Genomic DNA, 19,318 nt, shown 5'->3' with positions numbered 1-19,318 from the left:
TGTGCGGGATTGGCTGCAGGCGCGCTGGCCCTGAGCCTGCGCCCGCGGGGCCGGGGTTGCGCCACCCGCGCCCGCGCTGGGGCCCCAACCATCGAAACCTTTCGAAACAATGTGACAGGGTGTCTGCCGTGGCCGTGATTCACCTGCGGGGCCGCCGCGTTTTCTGTCCCAGCCGGGACAACATTGGCTGGCATCCGCGCCCGGACTCTCTAGAATCAAAAGCACGATCGTTCTTTTCTAGTTTTCTAGATCAAACCAAGGGACAAGCAATGACCGCTGAGTACCAAGTCCACGGCGATGTGGCCGTGATCACGCTCGACAACCCTCCCGTCAATGGCCTGGGCCATGCCACCCGCCAGGGCGTGGCCGACGGGCTGGCGCGTGCCAATGCCGACGCAGCCGTCCGCGCCATCGTCATCACGGGCGCCGGTGGGGCGTTCTCCGGCGGGGCCGACATCAAGGAGTTCGGCACCGACAAGGCGCTGCAGGAGCCCAACCTGCAATCGGTGATCCTGGCGGTGGAGAACTCGGCCAAGCCCGTGGTGGCGGCCATCCACTCGGTGTGCATGGGCGGCGGGCTGGAGCTGGCGCTGGGCTGCCACTACCGCATCGCCGCGCCGGGCTGCAGCGTGGCGCTGCCCGAGGTCAAGCTGGGCCTGCTGCCCGGCGCCGGCGGCACGCAGCGCCTGCCGCGCGTGCTGGGCGTGGAAGCCGCGCTCAACATGATCGTGAGCGGCGAGACCGTCAAGAGCGAGCTGATCGGCTCCATTCCCGGCCAGAAGCTGTTCGACAAGCTGGTGGCCTCGCCCGAGGCGCTGGCCGCCGAGGCCCTGGCCTTCGCCCAGAGCGTGGCTGACGTGCGTCCGCTGCCGCTGGTGCGCAACCTGCCGTGCAAGCACCCTGAGGGCGATGCGTACTTCCAGTTCGCGCGCAACATGGTTAAGGGCATGGCGAAGAACTTCCCGGCGCCCGAAAAATGCGTGGACGCCGTCGAGGCCGCCACCAAGCGCAAGTTCGCCGATGGCATCGCCTACGAGCGCGAGCTGTTCATCAACCTGATGTGGACGCCCGAATCGCGCGCGCTGCGCCACCTGTTCATGGCCGAGCGCGCCGCGAGCAAGATCGCCGACGTGCCCTCCGACACGCCCAAGCGCGACATCCGCAAGGTGGGCGTGATCGGCGCCGGCACCATGGGCGGCGGCATCGCCATGAACTTTTTGAACGCCGGCATTCCCGTCACCATCCTGGAGACCAAGCAGGAGGCGCTGGACCGTGGCATCGCCACCATCAAGAAGAACTACGAGTCGCAGGTCAAGAAGGGCAAGCTCAAGGAAGACAAGTACCAGCAGCGGATGGGCCTGCTCGCCACCACGCTCGACTATGCCGACTTGAAAGATGCCGACCTCCTCATCGAGGCCGTGTTCGAAGAGCTGGGCGTGAAAGAGGCCGTGTTCAAGCAGCTCGATGCCGTGGCCAAGCCCGGCGCGATCCTGGCGTCCAACACCTCCACGCTGGACGTGGACAAGATCGCCGGCTTCACGAAGCGCCCGCAGGACGTGGTGGGCATGCACTTCTTCAGCCCTGCCAACGTGATGAAGCTGCTGGAAGTGGTGCGCGGCCAGGCCACCGCCAAGGACGTGCTGGCCACGGTGATGGCCCTGGCCAAGAAGATCAAGAAGACCGCCGTGGTCTCGGGCGTGTGCGACGGCTTCATCGGCAACCGCATGATCGAGCAGTACAGCCGCCAGGCGGGCTTCCTGATCGAGGAGGGCGCCACGCCGAGCCAAGTGGACAAGGCGGTGGAGAAGTTCGGCTTCGCCATGGGCCCGTTCCGCATGGGCGACCTGGCCGGCAACGACATCGGCTGGGCGATCCGCAAGCGCCGCTACCAGGAAAAGCCGGACATGAAGTACAGCAAGACCGCCGACCTGCTGTGCGAGATGGGCCGCTACGGCCAGAAGACCGGCGCGGGCTGGTACGACTACCAGGCCGGCAAGCGCGATGCGATCCCGAGCGACGTGGTCAACCGCATGATCGAAGACCACCGCAAGGCCCTGGGCATCACGCCGCGCAAGATCTCGGACGAAGAGATCGTGCAGCGCCTGGTGTTCTCGCTGGTGAACGAAGGCGCGCACATCCTGGAGGACGGCATCGCCGGCAAGTCGGGCGACATCGACATGGTGTACCTCACCGGCTACGGCTTTCCGATCCACCGCGGCGGCCCCATGCACTACGCCAACGAGGTGGGCCTGTTCAACGTGGTGCAGGCCATGAAGCGCTTCGCGCAGAACCCGCTGGACGATGCGAAGTTCTGGGAGCCCGCGCCGCTGTTGGCCCGGCTCGCCGCGGAAGGCAAGGCCTTCTCCTGACCCGACCGACCGCACCGCACGTGTCCCCCCGAATCCCAAGGAATTGCACATGACCTCCGCAGTGATCGTTTCCACCGCCCGCACGCCGCTCGCCAAGAGCTGGAAGGGCTCGTTCAACATGACCCACGGCGCCACGCTGGGCGGCCATGCCGTGCAGCACGCCATCGCGCGCGCCGGCATCGACGGCGCGGAAGTGGAAGACGTCATCATGGGTTGCGCCAACCCCGAGGGCGCCACGGGCGCCAACATCGCGCGCCAGATCGCGCTGCGCGCCGGCCTGCCGGTCAGCGTGTCGGGCGTGACGGTGAACCGCTTTTGCTCGTCGGGCCTGCAGACGATTGCCCTGGCGGCGCAGCGCATCATCGCCGGCGAGGCCGACGTGTACGTGGCCGGCGGCGTGGAGAGCATCTCCTGCGTGCAGCAGGAGATGAACCTGCACATGCTGCGCGACCTGGCGCTGGCCAAGGCCAAGCCCGAGATCTACTGGAGCATGCTGGAGACCGCCGAGCAGGTCGCCAAGCGCTATCGGATAGGCCGCGATGCCATGGACGAATACGGCGCCGCCAGCCAGCAGCGGGCCTGCGCCGCGCAGGCCGCGGGCTTGTTTGACGACGAGATCGCCCCCATCACCGTGACGGCCGGCGTGGCCGACAAGGTGCGCGGCCTCATCACCCAGCAGGTGACGGTCTCCAAGGACGAAGGCACGCGCGAAGGCACCACCAAGGAAGGCATCAGCGGCATCCGCCCGGCCATGCCCGGCGGCGTGATCTCGGCTGGCAATGCCAGCCAGTTCTCCGACGGTGCCGGCGCCTGCGTGCTGGTGAGCGAGGACTACGCCAGCCGCAAGGGCCTCCAGCCCCTGGGCCGCTTCCTGGGCTTCGCGGTGGCGGGCTGCGAGCCCGACGAGATGGGCATCGGCCCCGTGTTCGCCGTGCCCAAGGTGCTCAAGAATCTGGGCCTCACGGTGAACGACATCGACCTGTGGGAGCTGAACGAGGCCTTCGCCGTGCAGGTGCTGTACTGCCGCGACCAACTGGGCATTCCCGCCGACCGCCTGAACGTGAACGGCGGCGCCATCGCCCTGGGCCACCCGTATGGCGTGAGCGGTCAGCGCCTCACGGGCCATGCGCTCATCGAAGGCAAGCGCCGCGGGGCCAAGCGCGTGGCGGTGACGATGTGCATCGGCGGCGGCATGGGCGCGGCCGGCATCTTCGAAGTGCTGTAACCCCGGGGGGGGGCACGCCCGGGGCGGTGCTCCTATGACCAGCGCGCCGCCGGCGCCCAAGCCGGCGGCGACAGATGTTTGCTATTTATTTTGTAGCAAGGTGCTGCCGTATTCATTGCGGCGGGGCCTTATTTGATGCCACATCATGAGCCTGCGCACCACCGTTGACTTCCTGCTCTACGAATGGCTCGACGCCCCGGCGCTGCAGGCGCGTGAGCGCTTTGCCGACCATTCGCGCGAAACCTTCGATGCGGTGCTGGACACCTGCGAACGCATCGCCCGCGAGAAGTACGCGCCGTTCAACCGCCTGGTCGATACCGAAGAGCCGCGCTTCGACGGCGAGAAGGTCATCCTGCCGCAGGCCACGCACGAGGCGCGCCGCGCCTATGCCGAATCGGGCCTGCTGGGCGCCGCGCAGGATTACGAGCTGGGCGGCATGCAGCTACCCTACACGGTGGAGGCGGCGGCCAACAGCTTCTTCGCCGCGGCGTCGGCCAGCATCGGCTCCAACCTGCTCACCTCGGGCAACGCCAACCTGCTGATGGCGCACGGCACGCCGGCGCAGCAGCAGGTGTTCGCGCACAACGAATTCAACGGCCGCTGGGCCGGCACCATGTGCCTGTCGGAGCCGCAGGCGGGCTCGTCGCTGTCGGACGTGGCCACCCGCGCTGTGCCGGATGCGCAGGCCGGTGCGGACGGCGACGGCGATGCCTGGCAGCAGGACCCGCTGGGCCCGCGCTACCGCCTCACCGGCAACAAGATGTGGATCTCCTCCGGCGACCACGAACTGACCGAGAACATCGTGCACCTGGTGCTGGCCAAGATCCCCGGGCCGGACGGCAAGCTGGTGGCGGGCACGCGCGGCATCTCGCTGTTCATCGTGCCCAAGCGGCTGGTCGATGCCGAAGGGCAGCTCACGGGCGTGCGCAACGACGTGGCGCTGGCGGGGCTCAACCACAAGCTGGGCTGGCGCGGCACGACGAACACGCTGCTCAACTTCGGCGAGGGGAGCTACCCCGTCGAGGGCCGCGCGGGCGCCATCGGCTACTTGGTGGGGCAGCCGGGCGAGGGATTGAGGTGCATGTTCCACATGATGAACGAGGCGCGCATCGCCATCGGCATGGCCGCGACCATGCTGGGCCTGGCGGGCTACCACGCGAGCCTGGACTACGCGAAGAACCGGCCGCAGGGCCGGCTGCTGGGCAAGGCCGGCAAGGACGCCAGCGCACCCCAGGTGCGCCTGATCGAGCACGCCGACATCAAGCGCATGCTGCTGGCGCAAAAGAGCTACGGCGAGGGCGCGCTGGCGCTCAACCTGTACTGCGCGCGCCTGGTGGACGAGCAGCACACCGGCACCTCGCCCGACGCCGACGAGGCGCGGCTGCTGCTGGAGGTGCTGACGCCCATTGCCAAGAGCTGGCCCAGCGAGTGGTGCCTGGAGGCCAATTCGCTCGCCATCCAGATCCACGGCGGCTACGGCTACACGCGCGACTTTCCCGTGGAGCAGTACTGGCGCGACAACCGCCTGAACATGATCCACGAGGGCACGCACGGCATCCAGGCGCTGGACCTGCTGGGCCGCAAGGTGCTGATGGAAAACGGCCGCGGCCTGCAACTGCTGGCCGCGCGCATCAACGCCACGGTGGAGCAGGCCATCCAGCAGCCCGCGCTGGCGGCGCACGCCAACGCGCTCGCCCAGGCGCTGCAGCAGGTGGGCGCGGCCACCAAGGCCGCCTGGGCGACGGGCGAGCCCACCGAGGCGCTCGCCAACGCCGTGCCCTACATGCAGGCCTTCGGCCACACGGTGCTGGCCTGGGTGTGGCTGGACGTGGCCCTGGCCACGCTGCGCGCGGATGCCGCGCAGGCCGCGCCCGCGAGCGTGGGCCGCCTGGGCGCGGCGCGCTACTTCTTTCACTACGAGCTGCCCAAGATCGGCGCCTGGCTGAACGTGGTGCGCACGCGCGACGACACCTGCGCCAGCCTGCCGGAAGACGCGTTCTGAGCCCGCCCGGCCATCGCCCCCGGGACACCGCCGGGGCCCGGCCCGCCGCACAATGCACCGGCGCCGCGCAGGCCGCGCCGGCCCCCATCACCACCAACGAGGAGACCCCGACATGACCCGCACCATCCAACAACTGTTCGATCTCTCCGGCAAGACCGCCCTGGTCACCGGCGGCTCGCGCGGGCTGGGGCTGCAGCTGGCGCAGGCGCTGGGCGAGGCCGGCGCGCGCATCGTGCTCAGCTCGCGCAAGGCCTCCGACCTGGAAGAGGCCACGGCCACCTTGCAGCAGGCCGGCATCGACACCCGCTGGATCGCCGCCGACTGCGCGCAGGAGGCCGACATCCGCCGCCTGGCCGACGAGACGCTGCAGCGCGTGGGCGATGTGGACATCCTCGTCAACAACGCCGGCGCCGCCTGGGGCGCCCCGGCCGAGGACCACCCCGTGGAGGCCTGGGACAAGGTGATGAACCTGAACGTGCGCGGCTACTTCATCCTGAGCCAGCAGATCGCCAAGCGCAGCATGATCGGGCGGCGCAGTGGCAGCATCATCAACGTGGCCTCCATCGCCGGGCTGGGCGGCAACCCCAGCGGCATGAACACCATCGCTTACAACACCTCCAAGGGCGCCGTGATCAACTTCACCCGTGCGCTGGCCGCCGAATGGGGCAAGTACAACATCCGAGTGAACGCCATCTGCCCGGGCTTCTTCCCGAGCCGGATGACGGTGGGCACCCTGAAGGCCATGGGCGAGGAAAACCTCGCCAACCATGCGCCGCTGGGCCGGCTGGGCGATGACGAGGATTTGAAGGGCCTGTGCGCGCTGTATGCCAGCGATGCGGGCAAGCACATCACCGGCCAGTGGCTGGCTGTGGACGGCGGCGTGAGCATCGTCACCGGGGGCTAGGTGTGGCCCCCACGGTCGCGCACTGCGTGTCGCTTCCTGCCCCCCGAGGGGGCCGCGTTTCGCCTTGGGGCGGCCCGGCGGCGAAACCATCCGGCGCCCTCCGTGGTCGGGCTATGCTTTTCGTCTTTCCTTTGGCTTATCGGAGTTGCCTGTGCTGAGTTTTGGTGTGGAAATCCCTTTCGTCCGTGAACTCGGCTTCACGCTGCACCACATGGAGGGCGGCGCGTCCGAGTTGCGCTACGAAGCGCGGCCCGAGCACATGAACTCGTTCGCCGTGACGCACGGCGGCGCCTCCATGACGCTGCTGGACGTGGCCATGGCCACGGCGGCGCGCAGCGATACGCCTGACTTCGGGGTCGTCACCATCGAGATGAAGACCAGCTTCATGCAGCCCGCGCGCGGCCCGCTGGTGGCGCGGGGGCGGCTCATCCACCGCACCGTGTCCATGGCCTTCACCGAAGGCACCGTGACCGATGCGGAAGGCCGCGTGTGCTGCCACGCCACCGGCACCTTCAAGTACGTGCGGCGCAAGCCCGCGCCGGCCGATGCGCCCGAAGGCACGGGCGCCGCGGAAGGGGCCCTGTCCACCGACTGAACTGAATGGGCCTGAAAAAGCCAGGCGTGGCCCGACAGGCCCGCAAGGCTTCAAGCCAAATCGCCTGCCAGCGCAATAAGCACTAGGGCAGGCTGCTATCAAAACAATAGTCAACCCAAAGGAGTCCACCATGCCCAGCAATCAGCAGATCCTGCTCGACAACCGCCCCCAGGGCGAGGCCAGCACCAGCAACTTCAAGCTGGCGACCACCGACACGCCGGCCCTGAAGGACGGCGAGGTGCTGGTGCGCCACCACTACCTGAGCCTGGACCCGTACATGCGCGGCCGCATGAACGACAGCAAGAGCTACGCGGCCAGCCAGCCGCTGGGCGAGGTAATGATCGGCGGCACGGTGGGCGAGGTGGCGGAAAGCCGCCACCCGAAGTTCGCCGTGGGCGACAAGGTCGTCGGCATGGGCGGCTGGCAGCAGTACAGCGTGGTGGACGGCAACGCGCCCGGCATGCTGCGCAAGGTCGATACCACCCACGTGCCGCTGTCGCACTACCTGGGCGCCGTGGGCATGCCGGGCGTGACCGCCTGGTACGGCCTGGTGAAGATCATCGCGCCCAAGGCCGGTGAAACGGTGGTGGTGAGCGCGGCCACGGGCGCGGTGGGCAGTGCCTTCGCCGCGCTGGCCAAGGCCCGCGGCTGCCGCGTGGTCGGCATTGCCGGCGGCCCGGAAAAATGCAAGTACGCGACCGAGGAACTGGGCTTCGACGCCTGCATCGACCACCGCGAGCATGGCGACCTCAAGGCCATGTCCAAGGCCCTGAAAGAAGCCTGCCCGGACGGCATCGACGGCCACTTCGAGAACGTGGGCGGCTACATCCTCGACGCCGTGCTGCTGCGCGCCAACGCCTTCGCCCGCGTGGCCGTGTGCGGCATGATCGCCGGCTACGACGGCCAGCCGCTGCCGATGCAGAACCCCGCTCTGATCCTGGTGAACCGCATGAAGATCGAAGGCTTCATCGTGAGCGAGCACATGGAGATCTGGCCCGAGGCCCTCAAGGAGCTGGGCACGCTGGTCGGCTCTGGCAAACTGCGCCCGCGCGAGACCATCGCCGAGGGCCTGGCCGCAGCGCCCGAGGCCTTCCTGGGCCTGCTCAAGGGCAAGAACTTCGGCAAGCAACTCGTCAAGCTCGTCTGACGATGGCGCTGCACTGGACCTGGGCCCGCTTCGACGACATGGGCGTGCACGCGCTGCACGATGCGCTGGCGCTGCGCTGCCGCGTGTTCATCCTGGAGCAGGGCCCTTACCAAGACCCCGACGAGGCCGACAAGACCGCCTGGCACCTGCTGGGCCGCGGCGGCGCGGGCGACCTGCAGGCCTACCTGCGGCTGTCCGACCCGGGCGTGCACTACGTGGAGCCCTCCATCGGCCGCGTGGTGGTCGCGCCCGAGGCGCGGGGCACCGGCATGGGCTGGGCCCTGGTGCGCGAGGGCATGGCCCGCGCGCAGGCCACCTGGCCGGACCGCGCGGTGCGCATCAGCGCGCAGGCGCACCTGCAGCGCTTCTACGGCGAGATGGGCTTCGTGGCCGTCTCGGCGGAGTACCTCGAAGACAACATCCCCCACATCGAAATGCTGTGGAGCCCGGCCTGACGGCCCGGCGGCCCGCACGCACGCACGCACGCAGCAACTGGCCAGGAGATCGTCCATGTCCGCCCTGATCCTTCACCACTACCCTTCGTCGCCGTTCTCCGAAAAGATCCGCGCGGTGATGGGCTTCAAGCAACTGGCCTGGAAGTCGGTCATCGTGCCCAGCGTCTCGCCCAAGCCCGATGTGCTGGCGCTTACGGGCGGCTACCGCCGCACGCCCTTCCTGCAGGTGGGGGCCGACATCTACTGCGACACCGCGCTGATCTGCGACGTGCTGGAACACACCCAGCCCGAGCCGGTGCTGTACCCGCCGCACCTCAAGGGCGTCTCGCGCGTGTTCGCTCAGTGGGCCGACACCACGCTGTTCTGGGCCGCCATGGCCTACAACCTGCAGCCGCGCGGCGCGGCCGTGCTGTTCGCCAACCTGCCGCCGGCAGCCGCGCAGGCCTTCGGCGACGACCGCAAGGCCATGAGCGCCGGCATGAACCGCCTGCGCCCGCACGACGCCACGGCGGCCTATCGCTCGTACCTGCGCCGCATCGCGCACATGGCGGAAGAGCATGAGTTCCTCTTCGGCGCCGAGCCGTGCCTGGCGGACTTCGCGGCCTACCACCCGCTGTGGTTCACGCGCACCTGTGTGCCGGTGATGGCCGAGATCTTCGCCGCCACGCCGGCCGTGCCCGAGTGGATGGACCGCATCGCCGCCCTGGGCCACGGGCGGATGGAGAAATTCAACGCGCAGGACGCCATCGCCGTGGCGGCCGCGGCCGAACCCCTGCCGCTGGCGCCCGAGCCTTTCCAGGACGAACACGGCATTCCCCTGGGCAGCGCGGTCACTATCGCCGCCGAGACCTTCGGCACCGAGCCGACCGAAGGCACGCTGGTGGCGGCCACGCGCACGCGCTATACGCTGGCCCGCACCGATGCGCGGGCGGGCGCGCTGCACGTTCACTTTCCCCGTATCGGCTACGTACTCAAGAAAACGGAGACATCGGCATGATCGAAACGTTCCAGGGCAAGACGGCGGTACTCACCGGCGCGGGATCGGGCTTCGGCCTCGAATGCGCGCGCATCGGCGCACAGCGGGGCATGAACCTCGTGCTGGTGGATGTGCAGCAGGATGCGCTCGATGCCGCCGCGGCCGAGCTGCAGGCCGCGGGCGCCGCCGTGCTGGCCCGGCGCGTGGACGTGGCCGACGCCGCGCAGATGGAGCAACTGGCCGCCGACGTGCAGCAGCGCTTCGGCACGCCGCACCTGGTGTTCAACAACGCGGGCGTGGGCGCCGGCGGGCTGCTGTGGGAAAGCAGCGTGCAGGACTGGGACTGGGTGATGGGCGTGAACCTGATGGGCGTGGTGCACGGCGTGCGCCTGTTCACGCCCATGATGCTGGCCGCTGCCGCGCAGGACCCGAAGTGGCGCGGCCACATCGTCAACACGGCCAGCATGGCCGGGCTGCTGACGGCGCCCAACATGGGCATCTACAACGTGAGCAAGCACGCGGTGGTGAGCCTGTCCGAAACGCTGTACCAGGACCTCTCGCTCGTCACCGACCAGATCGGCGCGAGCGTGCTGTGCCCGTATTTCGTGCCCACCGGCATCGGCCGCAGCGAGCGCAACCGGCCCGTCGCGCAGGCCGCCCAGCCCACCCGGAGCCAGCTGATCGGCCAGGCCATGACGGACAAGGCCGTGGGCAGCGGCAAGGTGACGGCGGCCGAAGTGGCGCAGAAGGTGTTCGACGCCGTCGCGGCAGGGCAGTTCTACATCTTCAGCCACCCGCAGGCGCTGGGCAATGTGCAAAGCCGCATGGAACACATTGTGCGCGGCGAGAACCCGCCGGACCCGTTCCTGGCCCGGCCCGACATCGGCCAGCGGTTGCGCGAGCAACTGCGCGGATGAGCCCGCCCCGCCGCATCCGCTTGGACGGATCGGCAGGCGAGGGGGCGCGGGCAGCAAGGGGGTATGAATGAAAAAGGCCGCCAGCGCATATTCCACTAGGGCATATTGCTATCGATTAAATAGCAAACCTGCTCAGCGTGGTGCCAGGCGGATGGCGCCGTCCAGGCGGATCACCTCGCCGTTGAGCATGTCGTTCTCGAAGATGTGCTGCACCAGGCGCGCGTAATCCTCGGGCGTGCCCAGGCGGCTCGGGAAAGGAACACCCGCGGCCAGCGCGTCCTGCACTTCCTGCGGCATGCCGAACAGCATGGGCGTGCCGAAGATGCCCGGGGCGATGGTCATGTTGCGGATGCCGCTGCGCGCCAGGTCGCGTGCGATCGGCAGCGTCATGCCCACGATGCCGCCCTTCGATGCGGCATAGGCCGCCTGGCCGATCTGCCCGTCGTAGGCCGCCACGCTGGCCGTTGAGATCAGCACGCCGCGCTCGCCGGTGGCCTCCGCCTCGTTCCTGGCCATGGCCTCGGCGGCCAGGCGGATCATGTTGAAGCTGCCGATCAGATTCACCGTGATGGCCTTGGCGAACAGGGGCAGGGCGTGCGCGCCGTTCTTGCCCACGGTCTTCTCGGCGGGGGCAATGCCCGCGCAGTTGACCAGGCCCATCAGCTTGCCCAGCGAAACGGCCTTCGCCACCACGGCCTGGCCATCGGCTTCCTGGCTCACGTCGCACTTCACGAAGGCGCCGCCGATGTCGCGGGCGACCGCTTCGCCCTTGTCCGCCTGCATGTCGGCGATGACGACCTGGCCGCCCTGCGCGGCCAGCCGGCGTGCCGTGCCTTCGCCCAGACCCGATGCGCCGCCGGTGACGATGAATACCTTGCCTTGGATTTCCATGGGGAATGTCTCCTTGATATGACGTTAACGTAAACGTCAATTATGGCCGAAGCATCGGACGTGAAAAAGCCCGGCATGCCGGGCTTTCGATGCGAGGAAAGGAACTTGCGTGGCTTACTGGAAGTTCACTCTGTCCAGCATCTGCTGCACTTTGGTCATGTGCTCGCCCACCGCGCTGATCGGGATGGTCTCGCTCTTGAAGGGCTTGCCGTCCGTCATGGCTTTCAGGGCCGGATTGCCCGGGTCCACGCCCTTGGCGGCCGGCCACTCGTTGTTGCCGTTGGCGAAGTAGTTCTGCGCTTCGGGGCTGGCCAGGTATTCCAGGAACTTGACCGCATTGGCCTGGTTCTTGGTGTTGCGGGCCACGGCGCCGCCGGCGATGTTCATGTGCGTGCCCCACGATTGCTGGTTGGGGAACACCACCGACACCTTGCTGGCGATGGTCTTGTCCTCGGGCTTGTCCGAACGCATGATGCGGGCCAGGTAATAGCTGTTGGTCACGGCGATGTCGCACTCGCCGGACGCCACGGCCTTGATCTGGTCGGTGTCGCCGCCCTTCGGAGGACGCGCCAGGTTGCCGGCCACGCCCTTGAGCCAGGCCTCGGCCTTCTGCTCGCCCATGTGCTCGGTCACGGCGCCGAACAGGCTCAGGTTGTAGGGGTGCGAGCCGGAGCGGATGCAGATCTTGCCCTTGTTCTTCGGGTCACCCAGCTCTTCATAGGTGTCCACGTCTTCCTTGCTGACCTTGTCCTTGTTGTAGACGATCACGCGGGCGCGGGTGGAAAGGCCGAACCAGGCGATGCCGCCATCGGCTGCGGGCTTGGCGCGCAGGTTGGAGGGAATGGTGTCTTCCAGCACCTTGGAGCGGATGGGCAAGAACAGGCCATCAACCTCGCCGCGGTACAGGCGGGCGGCGTCCACCAGCAGGATCACATCGGCGGGAGAGGCGGTGCCTTCGGCCTTCAGGCGGGCCATGATGCCGGCGTCGTCGGCGTCCACGCGGTTCACCTTGATGCCCGTGGCCTTGGTGAAGCCGGTGTACAGCGCTTCATCGGTGGCGTAGTGGCGGGCGGAGTACAGGTTGACGACCTGGTCCTGGGCGGATGCGGCGGCGCCGGCGGCCAAAAGGCAGGCCGCCAAAACGGCTTTCATGGACTTCTGCATGGAGAGGGTCTCTTCTCTGGATGGTGGAAACCGGGCGATGATAGGCCGAACGAGAATGATTCTTAAACAAGACCTGCTGGACCAGAGGTCTTATCGCGGCGATCGCGCCCGGCGCACCATCGCCGCCGCGCCGGGCGCCCATAAAAAAAGCCCGGTCGCAAGACCGGGCTTGAATTGGATCCCTGAAACCCGGTTTCGAGAGATCCAAGGAGACAACGGTTTCAGCGCTTGCGCTGCTGCACGGCGGCGGCCGACTTGGCGGCAGCGTTGGCAGCGGTGTTGGCCACGGCGTTGAAGTTGGCTTCAGCGACATCGCTGGCTTGCTTCACGGCCTTTTGAACGGATTCGAAAGCGTTGTTGGCGGCAGAGACGGCGCTCTTGAACACGGCCACGCTGGTTTCGGAACCGGCGGGTGCGTTCTTGGCGGCGCTGTCCACCAGGTTGCTGAAGTTGCGCTGCGCTTCGGAAGCCTGGGCTTCGAACGTGCGGCCGAATTCGGCGCTGGTGCTCGAAGCGATGTCGTACAGGTGGCGGTTGTACGCAGCGGTCTTTTCTGCCAGGGGCTGGAACAGGCTGGCTTGCAGGGCCAGCAGTTCTTGCGCATCCTTGACGCTCAGCACGGCTTGCGTGTGCGTGGCGACTTCGGCCAGGGCAGCGCGGGAGGCCGTGACGTTCAGCTCCACCAGCTTTTCGACGCCTTCGAACGCCTTGTTCGTCAGGCCGAACAGGGTTTCGAGGTGGGCTTTGTGGGATGCAATGAGTTGTTCAGGGGTCAGCGACATGGTGTATCTCCTATTGATGGGTCCTCGAGGGACGGATGGTTGAGACATCTGCGCTGTCGTGACCTGAAAGTCATGTTGCAGTGCAGCATGGGACGGATTCTAGGCGGTTGGGTTCAGGAATCAAGCGATTTTGCTGCGTTGCAGCATGATTAGAGTGCATAACCAAAAATGTGCGTCGCATGAGGAACATCAAAGCGGCGACCCCACTGGCAAAATTCCCGGCCATGAATGCCACCCCCGTTCCTGCCGCCTCCACCCCACCGCGCCGCATGCCGGAGCCGCGCTCGGCGTACTCCGTATTCCGCACGATTACCACCCGCTGGGCGGATAACGACGCGTATGGCCACGTCAATAATGTGATTTATTACAGCTGGTTCGATACGGCGGTGAATGCCTATCTGATTGAGCGGGGTGCCCTGGATATCCACTCGGGAGAGACGATTGGCCTGGTGGTCGAAACCCAATGCCATTATTTCGTGCCGCTCGCCTTTCCCCAGACGGTCGAGGCCGGCATTCGGGTAGCGCACCTGGGCAACTCCAGCGTGCGCTATGAAGTGGGCCTGTTCGCCCAAGGCGCGCCCGAGTCGGCGGCCGGCGGGCACTTCGTGCACGTGTACGTGGGCCGCGAGGACCGGCGGCCCCGCGCGCTGCCGCAGGCGCTCAAGGACGCCCTCGAACCCTTGCGCACCGGCAGCACCTGATCTGCATGCGCCCATGAAACAAGCACCTGGACGCTCGCGCACCCGGTGCTTTCATTGAGGAGAAGCGGCAGCCCTTCGGCAGGGCCACCTTGCGCTTCATTGCCGCTTCGTTAAAGCGTCAGGGCTTGTAGGTATCGCCCAGCACCACGCCTTCGCGGCGGGGATCGGCGCCGCCTTGCAGCACGCTCTCGCCGTTGCGCTGCACGCGGATGATGGTGCTCGTGCCGCTCGACTGCGCCGAGGTGGACACTGTGTGGCCCAGCGCCCGCAGGCCGGTGATCAGTGGATCGTTGTTGCCGCCGTTGCTGCTGTCGATGGCCGGGTGTTCGCCGCCCAGCGAGGTCGTGGGGCTGTTGCTGGCGCCGAAGTCCACCAGTGAAGTGGCCTGCTGCGCATCCAGGCCCCAGTCGAGCGCGCCGACGACCGTCTTCACCACGTACTGGATGATGGTGCCGCCGCCGGGCGAGCCTGTGCCCATCAGGAAGTCGCCCATGCTGCCGTCCGCGGCCTTCTTGAACACGAGCGTGGGTGCCATCGAGCTGCGGGGCCGCTTGCCGGCCTCGACGCGGTTCGCCACCACGGCGCCGGTGCTGTCGGTCGGCGTTGCCGAGAAGTCGGTCAGCTGGTTGTTGAGCAAGAAGCCCTGCGTCATGTGGAACGAACCCATGCCGGCTTCCACCGTCGTGGTCATCACCACGGCATTGCCCTGCTTGTCCACGATGGTGAAGTGCGTCGTGCCCTTCTCGTCGATCAGGCTCACGCCCGCGGGCTTGTTGCTCAGGTCGCCGGCCACGGCCGTGCCCATGCTCTTGGTCGTGCTGATCAGGCTTGCGCGGTTGCGCAGGTAGGTCTTGTCCAGCATGGCCGCGGGCGAGCCGCCGGGCAGCGACACGAAGTCGGTGTCGGCGATGTACTTGTCGCGGTCGGCATAGGCCAGGCGCTCGGCCTCGCTCACCAGATGCACGCCCATCACCGAAGGCTTGCCGCCTTCGATATCGATGGCCGTGGGCTTGTAGCTGGCCAGGTTGAAGTTCTCCAGGATGCCGAGCGCCGAGGCCACGGCGATGCCGCCGGAGGACGGAGGCGACATGCCGCAGACCCAGTAGTCGCGGTAGGTCGTGCAGACCGGGTCGCGGCGCTTGGCGCGGTAGTTGGCCAGGTCGCTCATCTCGGTCAGGCCGGGGGTGATCGCCACGGTGGGCGTGCCGCCGCTGGTGACCTTGATCTTGTTCACGATGCCTTGCGCCACGGGGCCGGTGTAGAACGCGTCGGCACCGCCGCTGGCGATGGTGTTCAGCGTGGTGGCGTAGGCGGGGTTCTTGATCAGCGTGCCCAGGCCCTTGGGCGTGCCGTCGGCATTGAAGAAATAGGCGACGGCTTCAGGGTCGCGCGAAAGGCCGGCCGTTGCGCCGGCGATGGCGCTGGCCATGCGGCCGCTGATCTGGAAGCCGTCCGAGGCCAGCTTGGTGGCGGGCTGGAACAGCTCGCTCCACTTGAGCTTGCCGTGGTCCTGGTAGGCCATCTCCAGCATGCGCACGGCGCCGGGCGTGCCGATGGAGCGGCCGCTGGCGCGTGCGCCACCGGGCTGGGGCAGGGTGCGGTCGCTGTCGCTCACCCAGCGCAGGTAGTTTTCCGTCGCGGCTGCGGGTGCGGTTTCTCGGCCATCGTAGGCCTGCACTTTCTTTTGCGCCGCATCGTAGTGCAGCATGAACGCGCCACCGCCGAGGCCGGACGATTGCGGCTCGACCAGGCCCAGCACCATCTGCACCGCCACGGCCGCATCGACCGCGGAGCCGCCCTGGCGCAGCACTTCGCAGCCCGCGCGGGAGGCCAGCGGATTGGCCGTGCTCACCATGTATTGCTTGGCATAGACGGCGGTCTTGCCGACCTTGTAGCCGGAGGCGGGTTCGGGCGCTGCGGGATCGCCGGGCAGGCCGGAGCCGACCGTGACCGAGCCGCCGTCGCTGACGACCGCGCAGGCCGAGTCCTGGCCCGGAGCCGAAGCGCTGCCGCTGCCACCTCCGCCCCCGCCGCAGCCGGCGAGGACCAGCAGGGCCGCCGTCAACGTGGCGGTGTAGCGCCACACGGGGCGCGTGTTGGAAGGAGCGATGGATGGGCGGGAATGGCGCATTGGAAAAATACCTTTGTTCTTGATGAAGGAAGTGCCGTCGTCTCTGCGGCGCATCGAGCATACGCGCTGCGCAGGCCCGTTGCGGCCAGTCCCATTCCGCCGTGCGACATGTGCGACATGCGATCGGCGGCGGAGCCGGTGGCGCGGCGTGGCGTGGCGTGGCGTGGCGTGCAGGGCGGCGGCAGCGGTGCGGTGCAAGATCCGGACCAACGCAGCGCCCGGCAATGGGGCGCCCTTGATGACACAATGCCATGCGACGGTGCGCCGCTGCCGTTCACTGCAGATGCCCAGCCGGCCCGCCGCGGCCGCTTTCACCCATGATCATCACCAGCCTGCTCGACACCGATCTCTACAAGTTCACCATGATGCAGGTGGTGCTGCACCAGTTTCCCGGCGCGCAGGTGGAATACCGCTTCCGGTGCCGCAACCCCGGCGTGCAGCTGGTGCCTTTCGTCAACGAGATTCGCGAGGAAATCCGCTCGCTGTGCAGCCTGCATTTCCAGGATGCCGAGCTGTCCTACCTGCGGTCCATGCGCTTCATCAAGAGCGACTTCGTGGACTTTCTCGGGCTCTTCAAGCTCAACGAAAAGTACATCACCGTGAGCCCGCTGCCCTCGGGCGAGATCGACATCACCATCACCGGGCCGTGGCTGCACACCATCTTGTTCGAGGTGCCGGTGCTGGCCATCGTGAACGAGGTGTACTTTCGCAACACGCAGAAGGTGCCCGACTTTCCCGAAGGCCGCCGCCGGCTCGATGCCAAGATCGCGCTGCTGCAGGCCGATGGCCTGGGCGACCTCAAGATCGCCGACTACGGCACGCGCCGCCGCTTCGGCCGCGCGTGGCATGAAGAGGTGCTGCGCGTGCTGTGCGCGCGGCTGGGCACCGGGGAGCGGCGCTCTTCTGGAGCGCCGTCCGGGCCCGGCCAGTTCGCCGGCACGAGCAACGTGCTGTATGCGATGAAGCTCGGCGTGACGCCGCTGGGCACCATGGCGCACGAGTACCTGCAGGCGTGCCAGGCGCTGGGCCCGCGCCTGCGCGACAGCCAGATCTTCGGCTTCGAGATGTGGGCCAAGGAGTACCGCGGCGACCTGGGCATCGCGCTGTCGGACGTGTACGGCATGAGCGCCTTCCTGCGCGACTTCGACCTGTATTTCTGCAAGCTCTTCGACGGCGCGCGCCACGACAGCGGCGACCCGTTCGCCTGGGGCGAGCGCCTGCTCGACCATTACCGCCGCAACCGGGTCGATCCGCTGACCAAGACGCTGATCTTCAGCGACGCCCTCACTGTGCCGCGCACCATCGAGCTGTACCAGCAGTTCCGCGGGCGCTGCCAGCTGGCGTTCGGCATCGGCACCAACCTCACCAACGACCTGGGCTGCGAGCCGCTGCAGGTCGTGATCAAGATGACGCGCTGCAACGGCCAGCCCGTGGCCAAGCTGTCCGACACCCCGGGCAAAGGCATGTGCGACGACGAGAAATACCTGGCCTACCTGCGCCAGGTGTTCGAGATTCCGGCGCTGCCGTGACCGCATCGGACCGCATGCAGCGCGCCGGCCGGCCGGCACGCGCCTTGATGGCAATCCCCAAACCACACCACGGAGGCTCCTGACCCCATGCCCATGTCTTTGCCGATGCCGATGCCGCACTGCCTGCGCGGCATGTTGCTGATCGCAGCCGGCCTGTTGCCGGGCCTGGCGCAGGCCGCCGAGATCGACGGGAGCGCGCTGTCGGTGCTGTGGGGCGTGCCCTTCGCCGGGCTGTTGCTGTCGATCGCGCTGGTGCCGCTGTTCGCGCCCGCGTTCTGGCACCACCACTTCGGCAAGATCGCCGCCGCCTGGGCGCTCGCGTTCCTGCTGCCGTTCGCGGCGGTCTTCGGCGTCGGCGCGGCGGGCGTGAACCTGGTGCATGCGCTGCTGGCCGAGTACCTGCCGTTCGTGATCCTGCTGGCGGCGCTGTTCACCGTGGCGGGGGGCATCCACATCCGCGGCAACCTGCATGGCGGCCCCGGGCTGAACACTGCGATCCTGGCCATCGGGGCGGTGCTGGCCAGCTTCATGGGGACGACGGGCGCATCGATGCTGCTGATCCGGCCGCTGGTGCGCGCCAACGACCACCGCAAGCACGTGGCGCACATCGTCGTGTTCTTCATCTTCATCGTCTCCAACGCCGGCGGCTCGCTCACCCCGCTGGGGGACCCGCCGCTGTTCCTGGGCTTTTTGAAGGGCGTGGATTTCTTCTGGACGGTTGGCCACATCCACCAGGAGACGCTGTTTCTGGTGGGTTCACTGCTGGCGATCTTCTATGCCATCGACCGCTGGTTCCATGGCCGGCCGGGCGAGGCGGCGCGGGCGGACCCCACGCCCGACACGCGGTCGATCGGCTTCGACGGCCAGGTGAATTTCTGGTTGCTGGGCGTGGTGATCGCCCTGGTGCTGCTCAGCGGGTTCTGGAAGTCGCCGGTGGTGTGGAGCATTGCCGGCACGCCCGTGGGCCTGCCCGGGCTGGTGCGCGACGTGGGGCTGCTGGCGGTGGTGGGCGCGTCGCTGTGGCTCACGCCGCGAAAGGTGCATGCGGACAACCAGTTCGGCTGGGCCCCCATGCAGGAAGTGGCCAAGCTGTTCGCGGGCATCTTTCTCACCATCATCCCGGTCATCGCGATGCTCAAGGCGGGCACGCAAGGTCCGTTCAGTGCCATCGTGGCTGCGGTGACCCGGCCCGACGGCTCCCCCGATCCGGCCATGTACTTCTGGGCCACCGGCCTGCTGAGCGCGTTCCTGGACAACGCGCCGACCTACCTCGTGTTCTTCAACACCGCCGGCGGCGACCCGGCCGTGCTCATGACCACGCTCGCACCCACGCTGGCCGCGATCTCGGCCGGCGCCGTGTTCATGGGCGCGGGCACCTACATCGGCAATGCGCCCAACCTCATGGTCAAGGCCATTGCCGAAGAGCGTGGCGTGAAGATGCCCAGCTTCTTCGGCTACATGCTGTGGTCGTGCGGCATCCTGGTGCCGCTGCTCGTCGCCATGACGTTCCTCTGGTTTCGCTGAAAGGTC

At 67.7% G+C, this 19,318-nt stretch carries 16 protein-coding genes; 12 read left to right on the top strand and 4 right to left on the bottom strand.

Annotated features, from left to right (window positions below):
- Window positions 1-269 precede the first annotated feature (269 nt).
- From M5C98_RS13575 to M5C98_RS13535, 9 genes are all read left to right on the top strand, one after another.
- The gene (locus M5C98_RS13575) at window positions 270-2,369 is read left to right on the top strand and encodes a 3-hydroxyacyl-CoA dehydrogenase NAD-binding domain-containing protein (RefSeq protein WP_272547964.1); all 2,100 of its coding nucleotides are present in this window, start codon (window positions 270-272) and stop codon (window positions 2,367-2,369) included.
- Window positions 2,370-2,418: 49 nt separating this feature from the next.
- Window positions 2,419-3,594, top strand: coding sequence for an acetyl-CoA C-acyltransferase (locus tag M5C98_RS13570; RefSeq protein WP_272547963.1), 1,176 nt, complete (start codon window positions 2,419-2,421; stop codon window positions 3,592-3,594).
- 145 nt (window positions 3,595-3,739) lie between these two features.
- Window positions 3,740-5,596 (top strand): acyl-CoA dehydrogenase, encoded by a 1,857-nt coding sequence (locus M5C98_RS13565; protein WP_272547962.1) that lies wholly within the window; start codon window positions 3,740-3,742, stop codon window positions 5,594-5,596.
- A 112-nt stretch (window positions 5,597-5,708) separates the two neighbouring features.
- Window positions 5,709-6,500, top strand: a complete 792-nt coding sequence (locus M5C98_RS13560; RefSeq protein WP_272547961.1) for an SDR family oxidoreductase — start codon at window positions 5,709-5,711, stop codon at window positions 6,498-6,500.
- Between the two features lie 151 nt (window positions 6,501-6,651).
- Complete coding sequence (locus tag M5C98_RS13555; RefSeq protein WP_272547960.1) at window positions 6,652-7,095, top strand: PaaI family thioesterase; 444 nt, start codon at window positions 6,652-6,654, stop codon at window positions 7,093-7,095.
- Between the two features lie 130 nt (window positions 7,096-7,225).
- A complete protein-coding gene (locus tag M5C98_RS13550; RefSeq protein WP_272547959.1) occupies window positions 7,226-8,242 on the top strand; it encodes an NADP-dependent oxidoreductase in 1,017 nt (338 codons plus the stop codon).
- 2 nt (window positions 8,243-8,244) lie between these two features.
- Window positions 8,245-8,697, top strand: a complete 453-nt coding sequence (locus M5C98_RS13545; RefSeq protein WP_272547958.1) for a GNAT family N-acetyltransferase — start codon at window positions 8,245-8,247, stop codon at window positions 8,695-8,697.
- Window positions 8,698-8,752: 55 nt separating this feature from the next.
- Window positions 8,753-9,694: a glutathione S-transferase family protein gene (locus M5C98_RS13540; protein ID WP_272547957.1), complete on the top strand. Its 942-nt coding sequence runs from the start codon at window positions 8,753-8,755 to the stop codon at window positions 9,692-9,694.
- Window positions 9,691-10,590 carry an SDR family oxidoreductase gene (locus M5C98_RS13535; protein WP_272547956.1) on the top strand — a complete coding sequence of 300 codons (900 nt, stop codon included), beginning with the start codon at window positions 9,691-9,693 and terminating at the stop codon, window positions 10,588-10,590. The genes M5C98_RS13540 and M5C98_RS13535 overlap by 4 nt, the downstream gene beginning before the upstream one ends.
- Window positions 10,591-10,722: 132 nt before the next feature.
- Here M5C98_RS13535 and M5C98_RS13530 read toward each other — a convergent pair whose 3' ends face one another.
- The 3 genes from M5C98_RS13530 to M5C98_RS13520 all read right to left on the bottom strand — a co-directional run bounded on the left by M5C98_RS13530 (window position 10,723) and on the right by M5C98_RS13520 (window position 13,427).
- Window positions 10,723-11,481, bottom strand: a complete 759-nt coding sequence (locus tag M5C98_RS13530) for a 3-hydroxyacyl-CoA dehydrogenase (RefSeq protein ID WP_272547955.1) — start codon at window positions 11,479-11,481, stop codon at window positions 10,723-10,725.
- 114 nt (window positions 11,482-11,595) lie between these two features.
- Window positions 11,596-12,645 carry an extracellular solute-binding protein gene (locus tag M5C98_RS13525; RefSeq protein ID WP_272547954.1) on the bottom strand — a complete coding sequence of 350 codons (1,050 nt, stop codon included), beginning with the start codon at window positions 12,643-12,645 and terminating at the stop codon, window positions 11,596-11,598.
- A gap of 221 nt (window positions 12,646-12,866) precedes the next feature.
- Window positions 12,867-13,427 (bottom strand): phasin family protein, encoded by a 561-nt coding sequence (locus M5C98_RS13520; RefSeq protein WP_272547953.1) that lies wholly within the window; start codon window positions 13,425-13,427, stop codon window positions 12,867-12,869.
- Between the two features lie 224 nt (window positions 13,428-13,651).
- Between M5C98_RS13520 and M5C98_RS13515 the strand changes: the two genes are divergently transcribed.
- On the top strand, window positions 13,652-14,128 hold the full coding sequence (locus tag M5C98_RS13515) for an acyl-CoA thioesterase (protein WP_272547952.1): 477 nt from the start codon (window positions 13,652-13,654) through the stop codon (window positions 14,126-14,128).
- A gap of 118 nt (window positions 14,129-14,246) precedes the next feature.
- On the opposite strand, the gene ggt is transcribed toward M5C98_RS13515, so the two are convergent.
- On the bottom strand, window positions 14,247-16,259 hold the full coding sequence (ggt, locus tag M5C98_RS13510; RefSeq protein ID WP_272547951.1) for a gamma-glutamyltransferase: 2,013 nt from the start codon (window positions 16,257-16,259) through the stop codon (window positions 14,247-14,249).
- 317 nt (window positions 16,260-16,576) lie between these two features.
- Here ggt and pncB point away from each other — a divergent pair, with 317 nt between their 5' ends.
- Together pncB and M5C98_RS13500 are read left to right on the top strand one after the other, a co-directional pair.
- Window positions 16,577-17,788 (top strand): nicotinate phosphoribosyltransferase, encoded by a 1,212-nt coding sequence (gene pncB / locus M5C98_RS13505; RefSeq protein ID WP_272547950.1) that lies wholly within the window; start codon window positions 16,577-16,579, stop codon window positions 17,786-17,788.
- A gap of 111 nt (window positions 17,789-17,899) precedes the next feature.
- Window positions 17,900-19,312 (top strand): sodium:proton antiporter, encoded by a 1,413-nt coding sequence (locus M5C98_RS13500; protein ID WP_442867283.1) that lies wholly within the window; start codon window positions 17,900-17,902, stop codon window positions 19,310-19,312.
- The last annotated feature ends 6 nt before the right edge of the window (window positions 19,313-19,318 follow it).

It is taken from the genome of Acidovorax sp. NCPPB 3576 (assembly GCF_028473605.1).
Taxonomy (GTDB): domain Bacteria; phylum Pseudomonadota; class Gammaproteobacteria; order Burkholderiales; family Burkholderiaceae_C; genus Paracidovorax.
Note: the sequence above shows the minus strand (reverse complement) of the source record. Positions and strands in the feature narration are given on the sequence as shown.

Coding starts and splice junctions, on each gene's coding strand:
- M5C98_RS13575 (WP_272547964.1), top strand. CDS start 270: ATGACCGCTGAGTACCAAGTCCACGGCGATGTGGCCGTGATCACGCTC.
- M5C98_RS13570 (WP_272547963.1), top strand. CDS start 2,419: ATGACCTCCGCAGTGATCGTTTCCACCGCCCGCACGCCGCTCGCCAAG.
- M5C98_RS13565 (WP_272547962.1), top strand. CDS start 3,740: ATGAGCCTGCGCACCACCGTTGACTTCCTGCTCTACGAATGGCTCGAC.
- M5C98_RS13560 (WP_272547961.1), top strand. CDS start 5,709: ATGACCCGCACCATCCAACAACTGTTCGATCTCTCCGGCAAGACCGCC.
- M5C98_RS13550 (WP_272547959.1), top strand. CDS start 7,226: ATGCCCAGCAATCAGCAGATCCTGCTCGACAACCGCCCCCAGGGCGAG.
- M5C98_RS13545 (WP_272547958.1), top strand. CDS start 8,245: ATGGCGCTGCACTGGACCTGGGCCCGCTTCGACGACATGGGCGTGCAC.
- M5C98_RS13540 (WP_272547957.1), top strand. CDS start 8,753: ATGTCCGCCCTGATCCTTCACCACTACCCTTCGTCGCCGTTCTCCGAA.
- M5C98_RS13535 (WP_272547956.1), top strand. CDS start 9,691: ATGATCGAAACGTTCCAGGGCAAGACGGCGGTACTCACCGGCGCGGGA.
- M5C98_RS13530 (WP_272547955.1), bottom strand. CDS start 11,481: ATGGAAATCCAAGGCAAGGTATTCATCGTCACCGGCGGCGCATCGGGT.
- M5C98_RS13525 (WP_272547954.1), bottom strand. CDS start 12,645: ATGCAGAAGTCCATGAAAGCCGTTTTGGCGGCCTGCCTTTTGGCCGCC.
- M5C98_RS13520 (WP_272547953.1), bottom strand. CDS start 13,427: ATGTCGCTGACCCCTGAACAACTCATTGCATCCCACAAAGCCCACCTC.
- M5C98_RS13515 (WP_272547952.1), top strand. CDS start 13,652: ATGAATGCCACCCCCGTTCCTGCCGCCTCCACCCCACCGCGCCGCATG.
- ggt (WP_272547951.1), bottom strand. CDS start 16,259: ATGCGCCATTCCCGCCCATCCATCGCTCCTTCCAACACGCGCCCCGTG.
- pncB (WP_272547950.1), top strand. CDS start 16,577: ATGATCATCACCAGCCTGCTCGACACCGATCTCTACAAGTTCACCATG.
- M5C98_RS13500 (WP_442867283.1), top strand. CDS start 17,900: ATGCCGCACTGCCTGCGCGGCATGTTGCTGATCGCAGCCGGCCTGTTG.